13 protein-coding genes and 1 other RNA gene are annotated in these 18734 nt (G+C 52.6%); 9 read left to right on the top strand and 5 right to left on the bottom strand.

Annotation, left to right across the window (positions count from 1 at the left end):
* Positions 1 to 659: 659 nt before the first annotated feature.
* The 4 genes from GKAS_RS24085 to GKAS_RS17385 all read left to right on the top strand — a co-directional run bounded on the left by GKAS_RS24085 (position 660) and on the right by GKAS_RS17385 (position 4027).
* Complete coding sequence (locus GKAS_RS24085; protein ID WP_072011424.1) at positions 660 to 992, top strand: hypothetical protein; 333 nt, start codon at positions 660 to 662, stop codon at positions 990 to 992.
* A 198-nt stretch (positions 993 to 1190) separates the two neighbouring features.
* Positions 1191 to 1436 (top strand): hypothetical protein, encoded by a 246-nt coding sequence (locus tag GKAS_RS17400; RefSeq protein WP_147281531.1) that lies wholly within the window; start codon positions 1191 to 1193, stop codon positions 1434 to 1436.
* 138 nt (positions 1437 to 1574) lie between these two features.
* Positions 1575 to 1778 carry a putative selenium delivery protein YdfZ gene (ydfZ, locus tag GKAS_RS17395; protein ID WP_035896147.1) on the top strand — a complete coding sequence of 68 codons (204 nt, stop codon included), beginning with the start codon at positions 1575 to 1577 and terminating at the stop codon, positions 1776 to 1778.
* 539 nt (positions 1779 to 2317) lie between these two features.
* Entirely contained in the window at positions 2318 to 4027 is a 1710-nt protein-coding gene (locus tag GKAS_RS17385; protein ID WP_035896144.1) for a penicillin-binding transpeptidase domain-containing protein, read from the top strand.
* 61 nt (positions 4028 to 4088) lie between these two features.
* Here the strand turns inward: GKAS_RS17385 and menI are convergent, their stop codons facing one another.
* Together menI and ydiJ are read right to left on the bottom strand one after the other, a co-directional pair.
* Positions 4089 to 4499 carry a 1,4-dihydroxy-2-naphthoyl-CoA hydrolase gene (menI, locus tag GKAS_RS17380; protein WP_035896143.1) on the bottom strand — a complete coding sequence of 137 codons (411 nt, stop codon included), beginning with the start codon at positions 4497 to 4499 and terminating at the stop codon, positions 4089 to 4091.
* The gene (gene ydiJ / locus GKAS_RS17375) at positions 4496 to 7552 is read right to left on the bottom strand and encodes a D-2-hydroxyglutarate dehydrogenase YdiJ (protein ID WP_035896142.1); all 3057 of its coding nucleotides are present in this window, start codon (positions 7550 to 7552) and stop codon (positions 4496 to 4498) included. The genes menI and ydiJ overlap by 4 nt, the downstream gene beginning before the upstream one ends.
* A gap of 258 nt (positions 7553 to 7810) precedes the next feature.
* On the opposite strand from ydiJ, the gene ydiK reads away from it, so the two are divergent.
* Entirely contained in the window at positions 7811 to 8932 is a 1122-nt protein-coding gene (gene ydiK, locus GKAS_RS17370; protein ID WP_035896140.1) for an AI-2E family transporter YdiK, read from the top strand.
* A gap of 175 nt (positions 8933 to 9107) precedes the next feature.
* Positions 9108 to 9207, top strand: an RNA gene (gene rprA, locus GKAS_RS24080) — antisense sRNA RprA.
* A gap of 59 nt (positions 9208 to 9266) precedes the next feature.
* On the opposite strand, the gene GKAS_RS17365 is transcribed toward rprA, so the two are convergent.
* Both GKAS_RS17365 and ppsA read right to left on the bottom strand, forming a co-directional pair.
* Positions 9267 to 11636: a glycoside hydrolase family 3 N-terminal domain-containing protein gene (locus tag GKAS_RS17365; RefSeq protein ID WP_035896139.1), complete on the bottom strand. Its 2370-nt coding sequence runs from the start codon at positions 11634 to 11636 to the stop codon at positions 9267 to 9269.
* Positions 11637 to 11868: 232 nt separating this feature from the next.
* On the bottom strand, positions 11869 to 14247 hold the full coding sequence (gene ppsA, locus GKAS_RS17360; RefSeq protein ID WP_035896137.1) for a phosphoenolpyruvate synthase: 2379 nt from the start codon (positions 14245 to 14247) through the stop codon (positions 11869 to 11871).
* Between the two features lie 330 nt (positions 14248 to 14577).
* On the opposite strand from ppsA, the gene ppsR reads away from it, so the two are divergent.
* From ppsR to hemP, 3 genes are all read left to right on the top strand, one after another.
* Complete coding sequence (ppsR, locus tag GKAS_RS17355) at positions 14578 to 15411, top strand: posphoenolpyruvate synthetase regulatory kinase/phosphorylase PpsR (RefSeq protein WP_035896136.1); 834 nt, start codon at positions 14578 to 14580, stop codon at positions 15409 to 15411.
* 153 nt (positions 15412 to 15564) lie between these two features.
* Complete coding sequence (gene aroH, locus GKAS_RS17350) at positions 15565 to 16611, top strand: 3-deoxy-7-phosphoheptulonate synthase AroH (protein WP_035896134.1); 1047 nt, start codon at positions 15565 to 15567, stop codon at positions 16609 to 16611.
* Between the two features lie 137 nt (positions 16612 to 16748).
* Positions 16749 to 16928: a hemin uptake protein HemP gene (gene hemP / locus GKAS_RS24075; RefSeq protein ID WP_081918571.1), complete on the top strand. Its 180-nt coding sequence runs from the start codon at positions 16749 to 16751 to the stop codon at positions 16926 to 16928.
* A gap of 31 nt (positions 16929 to 16959) precedes the next feature.
* Here the strand turns inward: hemP and selO are convergent, their stop codons facing one another.
* Positions 16960 to 18402, bottom strand: a complete 1443-nt coding sequence (gene selO, locus GKAS_RS17345) for a protein adenylyltransferase SelO (protein ID WP_035896133.1) — start codon at positions 18400 to 18402, stop codon at positions 16960 to 16962.
* Positions 18403 to 18734 lie beyond the last annotated feature (332 nt).

Here is an 18734-nt window from a genome sequence, read left to right as displayed (position 1 = left end):
CAAGATTACCGAGGCGCAATAAGAGTTACAATTACATTTTCAAAACGCAAAACAATCAATACAAAACACTACAAAGAAGCAATACCATAGACATTAAATTTGTTAAAATTTATATTTTTAGATAATTAATCCATTTCATGATAGGGGATACCGCTTATGGGGTACTCAAAGAAAGGCTTAGAATTAAATATGAGGCCTTCGATTTTTTTCACTAAAATTGATGTATATCAATTTTAGTGATGTGGATAATACATGGGATTATTGATCCTGTGCATTTATTCATCAGTTTATTTACACCTGTTTTTTTCAACCCTTCATCTATTCGCATCCATTTCTACTACTCATCAAAGAGTCTCCTGATCGTTTTTTAACCGCGTAGACAACTCAGCAACGCGCGGTAAATCATCGTGAGCATAGACACCTGAAAACTTAATCAATAGAAATATTTCGTTTAGCGATAATGCCCTTTCGAACTGATAATCTTCTGCGTAAAAACACACCATCACTGAACATATTGCAACCACTGAGATATGACTAACATATTAATTACACAGCAAATAGTAGTTGATACGCCTCTCATTGATCGACAGCAAGATTATCCTTACCCAAAACAGTAACAATCCCTCGTTTCTTGGTTTTTAATAAATAAAGTGAATGTTATGAAGTTAGCGATTTTCTTGTTCCTTTTCTCTTTTCAGGCCTACGCCCTCAATTTCTCGTCAACCATTCTTAAGTTGAACTGCCAGGGACGCGGGTTTGTCGAGGTCATTCTGCACGTCTATGAACACACACAGGAAGCATGGGAGGGACATTTTGAAACCGGCGCGGGCCATAAGCGCGTAGGCGATGTCGAAATCATCCCCTTCGCCAATGGCGACACTCTTCTTCATCGCGTATCAACCGACTCATTCGGTTATATCTATCGTGGAGAAGAGCGTCTTAAGCATTGCATCAAATTAGACGAACGCGCAGTTTATCCAACTTTTGGCTAAACGCGGATAGCGGACAACAAATCCTGCGGTTGAGGAAACGTCATCGTTCAAACGGACGTCTATCCTCATCCGGTTTCACCACTCACACATTTCACTCTCGTCTTTACCTGTCATCGGTCTGAACGCTGCATTTCACATCTAGGCATCTGTTACACAATAAGCTATCTTACTTGTTCAAACCAAACCTAGGTTCCCCTCGTGCGCAGCCATTCTTCATTCAATTTTTTCTCACTTTGCTACATGATGATGACTTATGCGCTCATGTTTACCTTTGTGCTGGTCTTTATTGAGTTTGCCGTTGGTGATTCATCTGAGGATGTCTGGACTGGGCGGATGACCCTTCAGCGCTATTTTCTCGAACACGCTTTCCTCTACCTTAGCACTGCCTGTACCGGTGCCGCCGCAGGATTCCTCATCTGGTTTATTGGTTCCAGAAAATCTTAACGGCCTCTTTGATAATCAAGGGATTTCCTACAACGGAATAACCCTCTCTTTTGACGAAGCTCAAAACATGACGTGTTCGATAGCGGTATTAATTCACACCGCAAATATATCCCGTCTTGAATGTGAAAGGAGGAGACGATGAAAACCTACGATCGTAACCGTAACGCTATCACTATCGGCAGCCGCGTCATGATTGCTAACAATGGCGCGACGGGCGTTATCCGGTCAATTCACGGTGAAGGTAAAACGGCTGAGCAAATGCGCCGTACTGACTGCGTTGAAATTGAGGGCTGCGATGGTGTGTATTGCCCACTGGATTTGATCCGTCTTGGCTTCAACTAATACGTTATCGTATCGACGTAGAACTGTGTGAAAAATAACAGCATAAGGCCACCCATGTGGCCTTTTTTATTTCTGTATTCTTTTGAGTAACTGCTCATCCGGCCGTCTTGGTTTATCAACTCACCCTTTACCCACGCTTTGCCCCCTGCAGATTTATCATCCAGCGATGACGCCTTGGTATCTTTTAAAGAAAGTGCGATAACCTCGCCAGTATGAGTCAATTCAGCCTGGATAATTCCGATAACGGCATGGCACACGACAAAATACCCATAACGTAAGTGATGACAAATTCACCTATGGGCACTTTTTGTGTCGCTATCCTTCGGAATATCACCGCTATCATCCCTTAACTGGCGCGAGATAATATGACTTGAGCCTTGAAATAATATGTTAACTTAATGGCTTGTTATCAATGACATTACCTGTAAACTGATTGCCACGCTCGCCTGAAAATGGATATTTACATCGCATAACTGTGGTCATGATTTATGCTTCGGCCATCGGCATTTTATTAATAAAAATAAAAATCATGTGGTTTAATGTTACAAATGAAAAACAAATCAACAGAAAAGCAAAATAAAGACTCATTTATTACATCTCGTTACATAATACTTTGTATTGGTATTCTGTTTTGCCTTGCTGTTTTACTGGTGCGAGTGGCAGATCTGCAATTCCTTAATCATCCCATGCTGGCACGCGAGGCCGATCAGCGTTCATTGCGCACCATCGTGCTACCAACTAACCGCGGTACCTTAGTGGATCGCAACGGCGAAGCCCTGGCAATGAGCGTTCCTTCGCGTGATGTGGTTGCGGACCCAGTGAAAATCGTTGAGGCCAGTCCTAACTTCCGCGATCCAAAATGGCAGTATCTTGCGTCTGCGCTAAATACCACACCGGACCAAATTGCGAGCAAAATTTATCAGAACTCACGCCGTCACTTTCTTTTTCTCGGACGCAAAGTTGAGCTCGGTATCGCTAAAGATGTGGCTGACCTTCATATAAAAGGTATCAGCGAAATTTACGATGACAGTCGCTTCTACCCGATGGGGGAAGCTTCCGCGCCGTTAATTGGCATCGTGGGTGCGGATAATACGGGGCTGAACGGCGTCGAAAAGGGTTATGACAATATTCTGCAAGGTGAGCCCGGTAAGGAAATTTATCGTAAGGACGCCAATGGCGGCATTATCAGCGTATTAAATTACGATGCACCGAAGCAAGCGCCGACCGTTCAGCTCAGTATTGATAAATTCGACCAGTACACCCTGTACAGCAAACTGCGCGACGGCGTACTGCTGAATAAAGCCGACTCCGGTGCCGCCGTGCTGGTTAAGATCGATACCGGCGAGATCCTCGCCATGGCCTCTTACCCTTCTTATAACCCCAATAACTTTGATAACGCCACCCAAACGCAAATGCGCGATGTGGCTATCAACGACAGCTTTGAGCCTGGTTCGACGGTTAAGCCATTGGTCATTATTGAAGGGCTAGAGAGGAATATCATTCAGCCGAATACGCTACTTAATACCACACCGTATAGCGTGAACGGTCACCTTATTCGCGACGTAGGCCACTGGCCGCAACTGACTCCGACCGGCATCCTGCAGAAATCGAGTGATATCGGTGTGTCCCACATCGCGCTGGCAATGCCAGCCCAGGCGCAGGTTGACACCTACCAGGCGTTTGGCCTTGGGAAACCGACCGATCTGGGGCTGAGCGGTGAAAGCGTGGGTTATTTCCCACTCCACCGCCAACAGTGGGCAGATATTGAACGCGCCACCTTCTCATTCGGCTATGGACTGCGCGTCACACCGCTACAAATTGCCCGCGAATATGCCACCATGGGTTCATATGGTGTCTACCGCCCGCTTTCCATCACTAAAGTGACGCCACCGGTGATGGGCCAGCAGGTTGCCGACCCTAGAATCGTAAAAACTGTCGTCCATATGATGGAAAGTGACGTGCTTCCCGGCGGCAGCGGCGTGAGAGCCGCAGTGCCTGGATATCGGCTGGCGACCAAAACCGGTACGGCGGAAAAACTGGGTGACAGTGGTAAATACGATGGCGGTTACGTGAACTATACCGCCGGGGTTGCCCCTGTCAGTCATCCTGAGGTGGCACTAGTGGTCGTGGTGAACAACCCAACCGCCGGCACCCACTTTGGTGGCTCAGTGGCAGCACCTATCTTTGGCAATATCATGGGGCCGGTTCTGAAGAACATGAACATTGCACCAGATGCGCTGCCGCAATAATACCTAGGATGGGCTGAATAGCGGGTTTGCACGGCACCAGATATAGCGCCGTGCAAATCTCTTAGACGACGGCAGTCGTTAACCGCGATGAGCAGCATAAACGCCCCTGCTCGTCGAAGATTTCAATCTGCCAGACCTGATGACGACGACCTGCGTGGAGCGCTTTGCACACGCCACGAACGCGACCACTACGTACGGAACGAATATGGTTGGCGTTGACTTCAAGCCCGACCACCCTGTCCTCACCTTCGGTACACAGATAGCCCGCTACCGAGCCTAACGTCTCCGCCAGCACCACCGACGCGCCACCGTGAAGCAGACCAAACGGTTGGTGCGTGCGATGATCCACCGGCATTGTCGCCGTCAATGAATCATCGTCGATATGGTCAAACTGGATATCCAGTAGCCCAACCATATTGCCTTCGCCCATCGCATTAAGGGCTTCCAGCGTAGTTTGTCTTTTCCAGATCATCCCATCATCTCCAGTAATGCCTGCAATGGATGGCGTACGCCGCTTCCTTCGACGCGCTTCACCTGGCTGCGACACGAATACCCCGTTGCCAGACAGCGGTTACGGGGCAACGTTTCCATAGCCTGGTGCCATGAAAGCTCATAGATACCCAGTGAATTGGCGTGATTTTTTACTTCATGCCCGTAGGTTCCGGCCATGCCGCAGCAGCCCACGCTAACGTTTTCGAGCTTCGCGCCGAAATGAGCAAAAATGGCGGCCCACTGCTTCGGTGCCGTCGGCAATGCCGTGACCTCAGTACAGTGACCAAACAGATACCAGGGTTCGCCAGAAGACAGCGTATGCGCTTTGCGTTCCAGTATCTGTGGCAACCATTCGTGTACCAACATCACATTGAAATCACCGCGTTTATCGCCAAGTACCTGTTTATATTCATCGCGATAGCAAAGCACCAGGGCCGGGTCGACCCCCACCATCGGCATGCCAAGTTCGGCCACACGGTTAAGATAATCAGCGGTTTTTTGTGCCGTTTTCGTAAAGCGACTCACAAAGCCTTTAATATGCTGCGCCTTACCGTTTGGCGAGAACGGCAGCAGCACCGGCTGGAAGCCGAGCTTATCAACCAGGCGGACGAAGTCCGTCACCACCTGCGCATCATAGTAGCTGGTGAAAGGATCCTGCACCACCAGCACGGTCAGCGCTTTTTGCTCTGGCGACAGCGCTTCTAACTGCTCGAGCGTCATGTTTGCCGAGCGATGCGTCACCATCTGTTTTTGCAATGAAGGTACCGAAAGCAGCGGCAAATCCACCATGCCAATATGCTTTTCAGAAAGCTTACGGACCAGCGGCTGACTCATAAAGAAGTTGAATGTTTTCGGCGCACGCGCCATTAGCGGCGCGTAGCTTTCTACTGTTGCCACCAGATGATCGCGCACAGGACGCAGATAGCGAGTGTGATAAAGCTGCAGGAACCGGGAGCGGAATTCCGGTACGTCGATTTTGATCGGGCACTGCGTTGAACAGGCTTTACAGGCCAGGCAGCCAGACATCGCCTCTTTCACTTCGTGTGAGAAGTCGTACTCACCTTTACGGGCATGCCAGCTATTGCGCGTCCGTTCGATCATCGAGCGCAGACTCGCGCGTTTTTCCGGCAATTCTTTCTCCAGCAGGAGCGGGTCAACGCCGCGATCCGCCAGCAGGCGCAGCCATTCGCGCACCAGCGTCGCACGACCTTTTGGTGAATGCATACGGTTGTTGGTGATTTTCATCGACGGACACATCGGGCTTTTCGCGTCGAAGTTAAAGCACAAACCGTTACCGTTACATTCCATCGCGCCACGCCAGGATGAACGAACGGTGACGGGGATCTGACGATCGTAGGTGCCACGTTTTACCGCATCCACCTTCATCATCGGCGCGTCTACACCTTCAGGCGGGCAGATTTTCCCTGGGTTCAAACGGTTGTCTGGGTCAAACGCCGCTTTCACTTTGCGAAGTTCGCCATAAAGCTGTTCACCGAAGAACGCCGGGCTATATTCCGCACGGAAACCTTTACCGTGCTCTCCCCATAACAGGCCGCCGTATTTGGCGGTCAGCGCCACCACATCATCAGAGATCCGCTTCATTAAGATCTCTTGCTGCGGGTCGCACATGTCGAGCGCGGGACGCACATGCAATACGCCCGCGTCAACGTGACCAAACATCCCGTAGCTCAGGCCGTGGCTATCAAGCAGCGCGCGGAATTCAACGATATAGTCAGCCAGATGCTCCGGCGGTACACAGGTATCTTCGGCAAATGGGATAGGCTTAGCCGCCCCTTTAGCGTTGCCGAGCAGCCCGACCGCTTTTTTACGCATCGCGTAAATGCGCTCAATACCATCGAGTTCGTTGCAACACTGCCAGCCGATAACGCCGCCTTCATGTTGAGCAATCAGTTCGTCCAGTCGCTGGCAGAGCGCACTAACCTGACCTTCAATCAGCGCTTCATCATCACCCGCGAACTCGACGATATTCAGCCCCAGCATCTCTTTATCTGGAACATCGGTAATCAGTTCACTAACCGAGTGCCAGACAATATCTTCCCTGGCCAGATTAAGGACCTTAGAGTCGACGGTTTCGACCGACAGCGCGCGCGCTTCAACCATAAACGGCGCGTTACGCAGCGCCGAATCAAAGGAGTCGTATTTGATATTCACCAGACGACGTACCTTCGGCAGCGGCGTAATATCCAGCCGTGCTTCGGTAATAAAGGCCAGCGTCCCCTCGGAGCCCGTCAACACGCGGGTTAAATCAAACTCGGTCATCTCGTCATTAAAGACGTGGCGCAGGTCGTAGCCCGTAAGGAAGCGGTTCAGTTTCGGGAATTTATCGATAATCAGCTGACGATTTTCCCGACAGCGTTCATAGACGGTTCGGTAGATGCGTCCTGCCGCCGACTGCTCTTTCGCCAGTGTTTCAGCCAGCGCAACGGGAACCGGCTGCGTATCAAGAATATCGCCGCCCAGCAGCACGGCGCGAACGCCCAGCACATGGTCAGATGTTTTGCCGTACACCAGCGAACCTTGCCCGGAGGCATCGGTATTAATCATCCCGCCTAACGTCGCGCGGTTACTGGTCGACAGTTCCGGCGCGAAGAAATAACCGTAAGGTTTTAAATATTGGTTAAGCTGATCTTTAATCACGCCCGCTTCAACGCGCACCCAACCCTCTTCCGGGTTGATCTCAATGATGCGGTTCATGTAGCGAGACATGTCAATAATGATGCCCTGATTCAGCGACTGACCGTTGGTGCCAGTACCACCGCCGCGCGGGGTGAAAATCAGAGACTGGAAGCGCTCTTCTGCCGCTATACGGGACAGCAGTGCGACATCTGCAGTGGAACGAGGGAAGATAACCGCATCGGGAAGAAGCTGGTAGATACTGTTATCGGTCGCCATCGTCAGCCTGTCGGCATAACGGGTGGCGGTGTCGCCGGTAAAGCCTTGTTGCTCCAGTGCTTGCAAATAATTCAACACCAACTGAACTACGCCCGGTGCCTGGGAAATCTGTGGGATCATTACTTGTGACCCTTTCTGAATGTTGTGTTGTACGCACAAAATTTTGCCGGTTTACGCGAACAGCCAAACGGCAAAGATGATGTGTAGAGAGTAATTAATCGTTTGCGTCGTGCCGTTATTCTTTTATCACATTTTTTTCTTATACGCCCGGTAGATTTTGTCGCAGAATCAGCGCCGGGAATTTATTGATATTATTATCGATGAACGGATTTACGCTGCGTCAACACGCTGACAAGCAACTGAAGGTAAAACTCATTTATGAACACGATTCCTCGGCCTCGTGATATTCCACAAATACTGCTATCCGTGCTGTTTTTGGCACTGATGATCATCGCCTGTTTATGGATAGTTCAGCCGTTTATTCTGGGCTTCGCCTGGGCATCCACCATCGTTATTGCCACCTGGCCGGTTCTGCTCTGGTTCCAGCGTAAGCTTTTCGGTCGCCGTTCGCTGGCTGTGCTGGTGATGACGCTGCTGCTCTTTTTACTGTTCGTTATCCCCATTGCGCTGCTGGTCAATAGCCTGGTTGATGGCTCCACGCCGCTGGTGCACGCCATTACCAGCGGCACGCTGACCCTGCCCGATCTGGCCTGGCTCAACAGCATTCCTTTCGTTGGAGCCAAACTTTATAGCGGCTGGCATAGCCTGTTGGATATGGGCGGCAGCGCGCTGATGGCTAAGGTTCGCCCGTATATCGGCACCACGACCACCTGGTTTGTCGGGCAGGCCGCACACGTTGGGCGTTTTCTGATGCACAGTACTTTGATGTTGCTGTTCAGCGCCCTGCTGTACTGGCAAGGTGAAAAAGTCGCGTTTGGTATGCGCTATTTCGCGACCCGTCTGGCAGCGAAACGCGGTGATGCGGCGGTGCTGTTGGCAGGACAGGCAATTCGTGCCGTGGCGCTGGGCGTGGTCGTGACCGCGCTGGTGCAGGCCGTGCTCGGCGGTATTGGCCTTGGTATTTCTGGCGTCCCTTACGCGACGCTGCTGACCGTGGTGATGATCTTCTCCTGTCTGGTACAGCTTGGGCCCTTGATTGTGTTAGTACCGTGCATTATCTGGCTCTACTGGACGGGTGACACCACTTGGGGAACGGTTCTGCTGGTATGGAGCTGCGTGGTTGGGACAATGGATAACGTGATTCGCCCGATGCTGATTCGTATGGGCGCAGACCTGCCGATGATTCTGATCCTCTCCGGCGTTATCGGCGGCCTGGTTGCATTTGGCATGATTGGCCTGTTCATCGGCCCGGTGCTGCTCGCCGTCTCCTGGCGTCTGTTTGATGCCTGGCTGCATGAAGTTCCGCCACCTTCACGAGACCCGGACCAGGTGTTGGAAGAGCTGGCCGAGCTTGAGCAGAATAACTATCCAAAACAGTAAGCTAAAAAAGGCGGGGCAACCCGCCTTTTACTTAAGCAAATCTCACCATTACTCCACTTCGCTCAGCTTCTTCCCCTCGCTTTTTGCGACATGCCACGGAAATTATTCACATTTCTTTAACTATTGAGAGGAATCTGATCGACGCAAAAACGGCGCATGGCCTAGTATGAGTCCTAAGGTAATAGATCAACCCCTTGATTTATCTATCCCCTGAGTGAAACAACGAATTGCTGTGTGTAGTCTTTGCCCAACTCCCACGTTGGGCTTTTTTTTGCTTACCGCACGGTCACATCCCGGAACCGGCTCACCGAGCCTCGTCCGGGATGGCAGCACCTTAGCGCACTTCGCAGTGGCTCATCATCCGCCAGTCAGGCGGTAGCACGCGGGTATCACCCTTAACCTGTACCGACGCACGCCCATGAATCTGCGCACAAGACGTACCTATCTGCAGTTCGAACTCGCCGGGTTCTACAATGCGTTGGCCATCGTAGCGGGTAAAGTTGAGCATATCGACAGGGATGGTAAAGGTCAGTGTCGCCTGCTCATTCGGCGATAACGTCACCCGCTGGAAGGCCTTGAGCTCCTGAAGTGGGCGTACCATCGAAGCCACTTTATCGCGAACGTAGAGCTGTACGACCTCACTCCCGCTACGTTCACCGTTGTTTTTCACCGTTACACGCAGCGTAATTTCACCCTCAATTGCCACCTGGCTTTGCTGAAGCTGCGGGGTGCCAAAACTAAACTCCCCCCAACCTTTTCCGTAACCGAACGGATAACGTGCCCCAAAGTGGAAGGCGAACGGTGTACCGCCGCTTTTGAGCTTATGGTTATAGTAAAACGGCATCGCCCCTGCGCTTTTTGGCACGCTGACTACCAGACGGCCTTGCGGTTCGGCGCGTCCGGTCAACACATCAGCGATGGCCCAGCCCCCTTCCTGACCCGGCGCCCAGGCTAGCATCAAGGCGGCCACCTTCGACTCTAATCCCTGTAGGTTATACGGACGCCCGCCGGTCATGACCACAATGACTGGCTTACCGGTATCCACCAGCGCCTGCAAAAGCTGTTGCTGTACGCCCGGCAGGTTAAGGCTGTCAGTATCCGAACCTTCACCCACCGTGCCGCTTTGGAATAATCCAGCGAGGTCGCCTACACAGGCGACTACCACGTCACTGTCTTGCGCTGCACGTACGGCTTCTGGAATCAGACTCAGACTGTGAGAGACCGGTGACGCTTGCATCGGTTTACCCGAACTATCCCCAGGGAATACCGGCGCACCAGCCATCCGCTGTTCGATGATATGACAACCTTTTGCATAGCGAACAAGGTCATCACCCAGATAATGGCGTAGCGCCACCAGCGGCGTAGTGACCTGTGATGTTTTTTCCATCATATCGCTGATAATCAGATGCACCGGGAAGCTGTAGCCGCTCAGCAACGCCAACGAGTCGTCAGCCGTTGGGCCCACCACGGCGACGCGCGGCTTACCGGTAAGCGGTAACGCATTTCGATTTTCCAGTAGCGTCATCGAGCGGGTAGCCACCTCGCGCGCGACCTGGCGAGTAGCATCGGATTGCAGCGAAATCGCGGTTTCATCGGTATACGGATGTTCAAACAGGCCGAGGCGGAATTTCTCGGTGAGCGTGCGCGCCACAATCTCGTCAATTTTTTCCGGCGTAATAAGCCCGCGAGCGACCGCTTCCGCCAGATGGCGAGCGCAATCATCTTTTGGCAGCTCCACATCCAGCCCGGCATTAAAGGCGAGCGCCGCTGACTCTGCCGCATCTGCCGCCACACCGTGATGCTGATGCAGCAGACTCACGCCGCCGTAGTCTGCGACGACAATGCCGTCAAAGCCCCATTGTTCACGCAGTACCGTGGTCAGCAGGAAGCTGTCGCTATGGCCCGGTTGATTATCAATGTCATGATAAGCGGGCATCACCGACCCCGCGTTGGCCTGCTTCACCGCCATTTCAAACGGCAGCAGGAACGTGTCATTCAATTCGCGGAAGCCCAGATGGACCGGTGCATGGTTGCGCGCGCCCTCACTGAATGAGTGACCCACATAGTGTTTCAGCGTCGCCAGCACGTCTCGCTTTTCACCTTGCAGTCCCTCAACGTAGGCGCAAGCCATGACCCCTACCAGCCATGGATCTTCACCAAAGGTCTCTTCTGTCCGTCCCCAGCGGACGTCGCGGGAAACATCAAGCACGGGCGCTAACCCCTGCTTACAGCCGGTAGAACGAGCTTCCTCACCAATTTGCTGAGCGGCACGTTTTACCAGCTCCGCATCCCAGGTTGAGCCATAATTCAGCGATGACGGGAACAGAGTGGCATCTTTGCATAAAAGCCCGACCAGGCACTCTTCGTGGAACAGCGCGGGAATACCCAGGCGCGTCTCTTCCATCATCATTTTTTGCAGACGGTTTGCCGCCCGGACGCCGGTCTTCGCATCCACAATATGGGTACCCAGCGGACGGGTAATCTGCCCGACGCCGAGTTTTAAACGTTCATGCAGCGACGTTTGTTCGCTTACCCCTGCAAACTCATCGCTCATATCTGTTCTTTCGCGGTGATTGCCGTCTTCCGATAGCACCAGCCACCACGCGTGCATCTGGGCATATTTTTCTTCGGGGGTCATACGGACCAGTAAGTCTGCTACACGTTCCTGAATCGGGCGCTGAGGGTCTTTGTAAAGCGGGGTCATAGCCGGTCTCCTGAGTCGCTGATAAGTACCCGAAATCATTGGCTAATGATGACGGGTAAGTACATGGTGTTAACATTTACGAATCAGTATTCAGAAGTGATGCGTGAGGAACAATTGTAGAAATTGCCAGCAGATTTATGATTTTTGGTTTTCTTTCCGGAGTGTGATCCCCCGCAACCCGATGGGCAAAAAAATCCCGGGTCGATACCCGGGATTTCAGTTCACGATGGCGCTACTTTTTGAGTTCGGCCAGGCTCAGCCAGGTCTGGACGACGGTATCCGGGTTCAGCGACAGGCTATCGATCCCCTCTTCCATCAGCCAGGCGGCAAAGTCTTCGTGGTCAGAAGGACCCTGACCGCAAATACCCACGTATTTACCCTGCTTCTTCGCGGCGCGAATCGCCATCGACAGCAGTGCTTTTACCGCGTCGTTACGTTCGTCGAACAGTGCAGAGACAACGCCAGAGTCACGGTCAAGACCCAGCGCCAGCTGCGTCATGTCGTTTGAGCCAATAGAGAAACCGTCAAAGTGCTCAAGGAACTGCTCCGCCAGCAAGGCGTTAGACGGGATCTCGCACATCATGATGATTTTGAGCCCGTTCTCACCGCGTTTCAGCCCCTGGCGCGCCAGTTCGTCCACCACCGCTTTCGCCTGCTCCACGGTACGCACGAACGGCACCATGATCTCAACGTTAGTCAGCCCCATGTCGTTACGCACGCGTTTCACCGCATCGCACTCCAGTGCAAAGCAGTCGCGGAAGCTATCGGACACGTAGCGACCAGCGCCGCGGAAGCCCAGCATTGGGTTCTCTTCTTCCGGCTCGTAACGCTCGCCGCCCACCAGGTTGGCGTATTCGTTCGATTTGAAGTCAGAGAGACGGACAATGACGCGTTTCGGATAGAACGCCGCGCCCAGCGTCGCGATCCCTTCGGTCAGACGACCAACGTAAAACTCTTTCGGCGAGTCGAAGCCTTTCATCATCTCGCGGATTTCGTTTTGCAGCTTAGGCTCCTGGTCATCAAACTCCAGCAGCGCACGCGGGTGCACGCCAATCATACGGTTGATGATGAACTCCAGGCGAGCAAGACCGACGCCCTCGTTCGGCAGGCAGGCAAAGTCAAACGCGCGGTCAGGGTTACCGACGTTCATCATAATCTTCAGCGGCAGGTCCGGCATGGTATCGACGCTGGAGCTTTTCACGCTGAAGTCCAGCAGGTCAGCGTAAACGTAGCCGGTGTCGCCTTCAGCGCAGGAAACGGTGACTTTCTCATCATCTTTCATGCGCTCGGTGGCATCACCGCAGCCCACTACCGCAGGAATCCCCAGTTCACGAGCGATGATCGCCGCGTGACAGGTTCGGCCGCCACGGTTGGTGACAATCGCCGCCGCTTTTTTCATGATCGGTTCCCAATCCGGGTCGGTCATGTCGGTCACCAGCACATCGCCGGGCTGGATACGGTTCATTTCGCTGATGTCATGAATGACCTTCACCGGGCCTGCACCAATACGGTGGCCGATAGCGCGACCTTCAGAGACAATACGCCCCTGTGAGTGCAGCGTGTAGCGCTCCATCACCTGTCCGCGCGAACGCACGGTTTCCGGACGCGCCTGAACGATAAACAGTTTGCCGGTGTGACCGTCTTTCGCCCACTCGATGTCCATTGGACGACCGTAGTGTTTTTCGATCTGCACGGCTTGCTTCGCCAGCTCCTGCACTTCATCGTTGGTCAGCGAGAAGATGTCGGTCTGCTGCTGCGGCACATCTTCAATGCGTACCTGTTTGCCATGCTCTTGCGTTGGCGCGTAGACCATACGGATCTTTTTCGATCCCATCGTACGGCGCACAATCGCCGGGCGACCTGCGGCAAGCGTTGGCTTGTGTACGTAGAACTCATCCGGGTTAACCGCGCCCTGTACGACCATTTCACCCAAGCCCCACGCGGAGGTGATGAATACCACCTGGTCGAAGCCGGATTCGGTATCAATGGAGAACATCACGCCGGAAGACGCAAGGTCAGAACGCACCATCAGTTGGACACCCGCAGACAGCGCAACGCCGCGGTGGTCGTAACCCTGGTGAACGCGGTAAGAGATGGCACGGTCATTGAACAGCGACGCAAATACGTGCTTCACCGCCACCAGCACCGCTTCATAGCCCTGTACGTTGAGGAAAGTTTCTTGCTGGCCGGCGAAGGATGCATCCGGCATATCTTCCGCGGTGGCTGAGGAGCGCACGGCGAAAGAGGCGTTGGCGTTATCGGCAGCCAGTTGGTTGTAGGCTTCGTGAATAGCCTGTTCCAGTTCGCTCTGGAAAGGTGTGTCGATGATCCACTGGCGGATCTGCGCACCGGCTTTCGCCAGGGCGGTAACGTCGTCAATATCAGTGTTATCCAACAGTTGATAGATCTGCTGGTTCACACCGCTCTGGTCGAGAAACTGATTAAACGCATCGGCAGTGGTGGCAAATCCGTTAGGGACAGAAACCCCCATTCCGGACAGATTCGTAATCATTTCACCCAAGGAGGCATTTTTGCCTCCAACTCTGTCTACATCATTCATGCCGAGTTGGTTGTACCAAAGCACCAGCGGTGACGAGCCATTGTTGGACATCGAGACAATCCTTTTTTGATTAAAGAAGCAGTGATAAGTAACGACTGACTACTTAAATTATCCTCGCATATTTAAACGGCTGAAAAAAACGGTGAATCGTGTAAGCAAATTATTTTTTTACTTTTTCGGATTGATTCCCGGTTATTCATAACCTACTGATTCGACTAAAAAGGCACAGCAACCAGCGGTCTATTGGCATCTTTTGGAAATTGAAACGACCATTTCATTAAAAATAAAAATACCGTTTCATTTTTAAATTTAAGACAAATAGCACAGGGTTGTGTTTAAATTTAATTTACCCTTTCAGGCAATTAATGGGAGTCAAGCAATATGGATAACGCAGTCGACAGGCAGGTATTTTATATTTCTGACGGTACCGCCATTACGGCAGAAGTCCTCGGCCACGCGGTGATGTCGCAGTTCCCGGTGGCGATAAACAGTATCACTCTGCCGTTTATCGAAAGTGAAAGCCGTGCCAGGGCAGTGAAAGAGCAAATTGACGCTATCTATCAACAAACCGGCGTCCGCCCGTTGGTCTTCTATTCCATCGTTATCCCCGAAATTCGCGACATTATTCTGCAATGTGAAGGGTTCTGCCAGGACATCGTCCAGGCGCTGGTCGCCCCATTGCAGGAAGAACTTAAGCTTGACCCGACGCCCATTGCCCACCGCACCCACGGCTTAACGCCGGGTAATCTGACCAAATACGACGCGCGCATTGCGGCCATCGATTATACGCTGGCGCACGATGACGGTATCTCGCTGCGTAACCTCGATCAGGCGCAGGTCATCCTGCTCGGCGTATCACGCTGTGGAAAAACCCCGACGAGCCTTTACCTGGCGATGCAGTTTGGTATTCGTGCCGCCAACTATCCGTTTATCGCCGATGATATGGATAACCTCGTTCTGCCCGCGTCATTAAAACCGCTGCAACACAAGCTGTTTGGGCTGACGATTAACCCGGAACGCCTGGCCGCCATCCGCGAAGAACGCCGGGAGAACAGCCGCTACGCCTCAATGCGCCAGTGCCGTATGGAAGTAGCGGAAGTCGAGGCACTGTACCGCAGGCACCAAATCCCGTGGCTGAACAGCACCAATTACTCCGTAGAGGAAATTGCCACAAAAATCATGGATATAATGGGATTAAGCCGCAGAATGTACTAATACACTAGTACATTACATCAAATTTGTTTATCATAGCAGTGTGATTGAGCGCACATTACGCGCCACCCTTGAATTTAGCGGGGATTGGTTTATCGTGATGTGCATCACTTCCCAGCATATTGACTGGCGAAGCAACAAATTTCTGAGATATCCATGAATAAGACCGATGAACTGCGTACCGCTCGCATTGAGAGCCTGATTACGCCTGCTGAACTTGCTCAGCGCCACCCTGTGTCACCAGACGTTGCGGCGCACGTTACCGCTTCCCGTCGTCGCATTGAAAAAATTCTTAACGGTGAAGACCGCCGCCTGCTGGCAATCGTCGGCCCTTGTTCTATTCACGACCTTGATGCCGCGATGGATTACGCGCGCCGTTTGCAGCAGTTGCGCGAAAAACACCAGGGCGAACTCGAAATCGTGATGCGCACCTATTTTGAAAAACCGCGCACCGTCGTGGGGTGGAAAGGATTGATCTCTGACCCAGACCTCAACGGCAGCTATCGCGTAAATCACGGCATTGAGCAGGCACGTAAGCTGCTGCTGCAGGTAAACACCCTTGGCGTACCGACAGCGACCGAATTTCTCGATATGGTGACCGGACAGTTTATCGCCGATCTCATTAGCTGGGGCGCTATCGGAGCACGTACCACGGAAAGCCAGATCCACCGCGAGATGGCCTCTGCGCTCTCCTGTCCGGTTGGCTTTAAAAATGGTACCGACGGTAATACGCGGATTGCGGTGGATGCGATCCGCGCCGCCCGCGCAAGCCACATGTTCCTGTCGCCGGACAAAAATGGCCAGATGACCATTTACCAGACCAGCGGCAACCCGTACGGCCATATCATCATGCGCGGCGGCAAAAAGCCGAACTACCACGCTGATGATATTGCAGCGGCCTGCGATACGCTGCACGAGTTCGACCTGCCGGAACATCTGGTGGTGGATTTCAGCCACGGCAACTGTCAGAAACAGCACCGCCGTCAGCTGGAAGTGTGCGACGACATCTGTCAGCAGATCCGCAACGGCTCTTCCGCGATTGCCGGGATCATGGCAGAAAGTTTCCTGCGCGAAGGAACACAGAAAATCGTTGCCGACCAGCCATTAACCTACGGCCAGTCGATCACCGATCCTTGTCTGAGCTGGGAAGATACCGAACTGCTGCTGGAAAAACTGGCGGCAGCCGTCGCGACCCGCCTGTAGTACGCTCTGCCCGCTGCACCGCAGCGGGCAATAAATCCTTACCACACAAAATGATAAATAACGCTTGCGGTTGACATAGCGATTACTGATAATAGTTATCATTGTTACATTGATTTTCATTATGAAATATGTCGCTAATGGATACGTGCGCAGCAGTGGAACCGCAAAAGGATAATTCTCCTCGTCCTCTCCCCTCCGATCGACGGATCGACAGCCATACGCTGTTAGGTCAGGAAGGTCGTGTCATCATTGAACACGGTGAACAACAGTATTTGCTCCGCCAGACTCAGGCGGGAAAACTTATTCTGACTAAGTAGCTGCGCGGCCACCGGCAACGCAGCATAGCGGTTAGCTTGAGCAGCTCACTTCCAGCCGTTTACCCCAATCAGGCGGACGGCGGCTGTAATCATCTTCACGGTCACGCCACGGGTCACGAAGCGCTTCATGAAGACGCTCTAGCTCCTGATAGTCGCCCTTTTCAGCCTGCTCAATTGCACGCTGCGCCAGCCAGTTACGCAAAACCAGAGCGGGGTTGGCCTGCTTCATCGCCTGCTGTCGCTGGGCATCATCAATGTGCTCTTGCTGCAAACGGGAGCGATACTGAGTGAACCAATCATCAAACGCCGCTCTGTCGATAAACTCATCGCGCAACGGTGATGCCGTGCTGTGCTGTTCAGTATCGCTCAACAGACGGAAGGTGCGCGTGTAGTCACTGCCCTCGCGCTCCATCAGCGCATACAGGCCGTTGAGAAGATCGTTATCCCCACTCTCCTCACTAAACAGCCCCAGCTTCTGGCGCATTCGTTGGCCATATTCCCGGAATAGCGTGTGCTGATATCCCTCAAGCGCTGCGTTGAGCGTATCAACATCAATAAGCGTCGACAACGACTGCGCCAGACACTGCAAATTCCACAGCCCTACCGCTGGCTGATTATCGAAACGATAACGCCCCTGAGTGTCCGTATGATTGCAGATATATTCCGGCTGATAATCATCCAGAAAACCGAAGGGACCGTAATCCATCGTCAAGCCCAGGATTGACATGTTATCGGTGTTCATCACGCCGTGAGCAAACCCTACCGTTTGCCAGCGAGCAATCATTATTGCCGTACGGGAAACCATATCCTTAAACCACAAACCGTAACGGTCGGGCTCATCCTGCAGATGTGGCCAATGGTGACGAATAGCGTAATCAGCAAGCTGGCGAACCTTCTCCATTTCGCGGCGATAGTAGAAATGTTCAAAGTGACCGAAGCGAATATGGCTTTCAGCAACACGCATCAGCATAGCACCAGATTCCACCGTCTCACGGTAGACCGGCGTATCGCTAGCAACGATAGCCAGCGCACGAGTGCCTGGGATCCCCAAATAGTGCATCGCCTCAGAAGCCAGGCTTTCGCGTATCGTGGAACGCAGAACCGCGCGACCATCCCCCATCCGCGAATAGGGCGTCAGGCCCGCGCCTTTCAGGTGCCAGTCGAGCGTTTTGCCATTTTCCAGCTGCTGCTCACCAAGCAGAATACCGCGTCCGTCACCGAGTTGACCGGCCCAGGCCCCAAACTGATGTCCGCTGTAGACCTGTGCCAGCGGTGACATGCCCGGTAATAGCGTTTCGCCGCCCCACACACCTGCCCCTTGTGGTGGGGAAAATAATGATTCAGGGATGGTTAATTCCTGCGCCAACGGTGCGTTATGCCAGATAACGCGAGCATTGCTCAGCGGAGTAGGCTGTAGCGAAGTGTAAAATCCCGGCAGCTCATCGCGCCAGCGAGTGTTAAATGACAGGTTCATGGTTCCTCCTGTCCGTAGTGTATTGGGTTACGGCACGTAAAACACCCGAGGAACAGCAGGGTTATTGTTGCACTAATGTTATTAAAGATGATTCCGGCACCACCGGCCATAAACTGCCGAGCATACCGTTAAAACCATAAGGCATTACGCGCTGACGAATAGTTTCATCATCAATCCCCGATATCATGATCCCCTGACAGTACGGCTGAATCTGGCTCACAATAGCGCGCATAAAAAGGTTCAAACGAGAGGGATTTAAGCTGACGCTGCACAAAGGCTTTTATCCAGCACAATTCGTTTAAATAACCCGGGGNTTTGTTGAATAAATAAGA

Origin of the sequence: Kluyvera ascorbata ATCC 33433, assembly GCF_000735365.1 — a bacterium.
Lineage (GTDB): Bacteria > Pseudomonadota > Gammaproteobacteria > Enterobacterales > Enterobacteriaceae > Kluyvera > Kluyvera ascorbata.
This window is presented reverse-complemented; position numbering and strand designations above follow the sequence as displayed.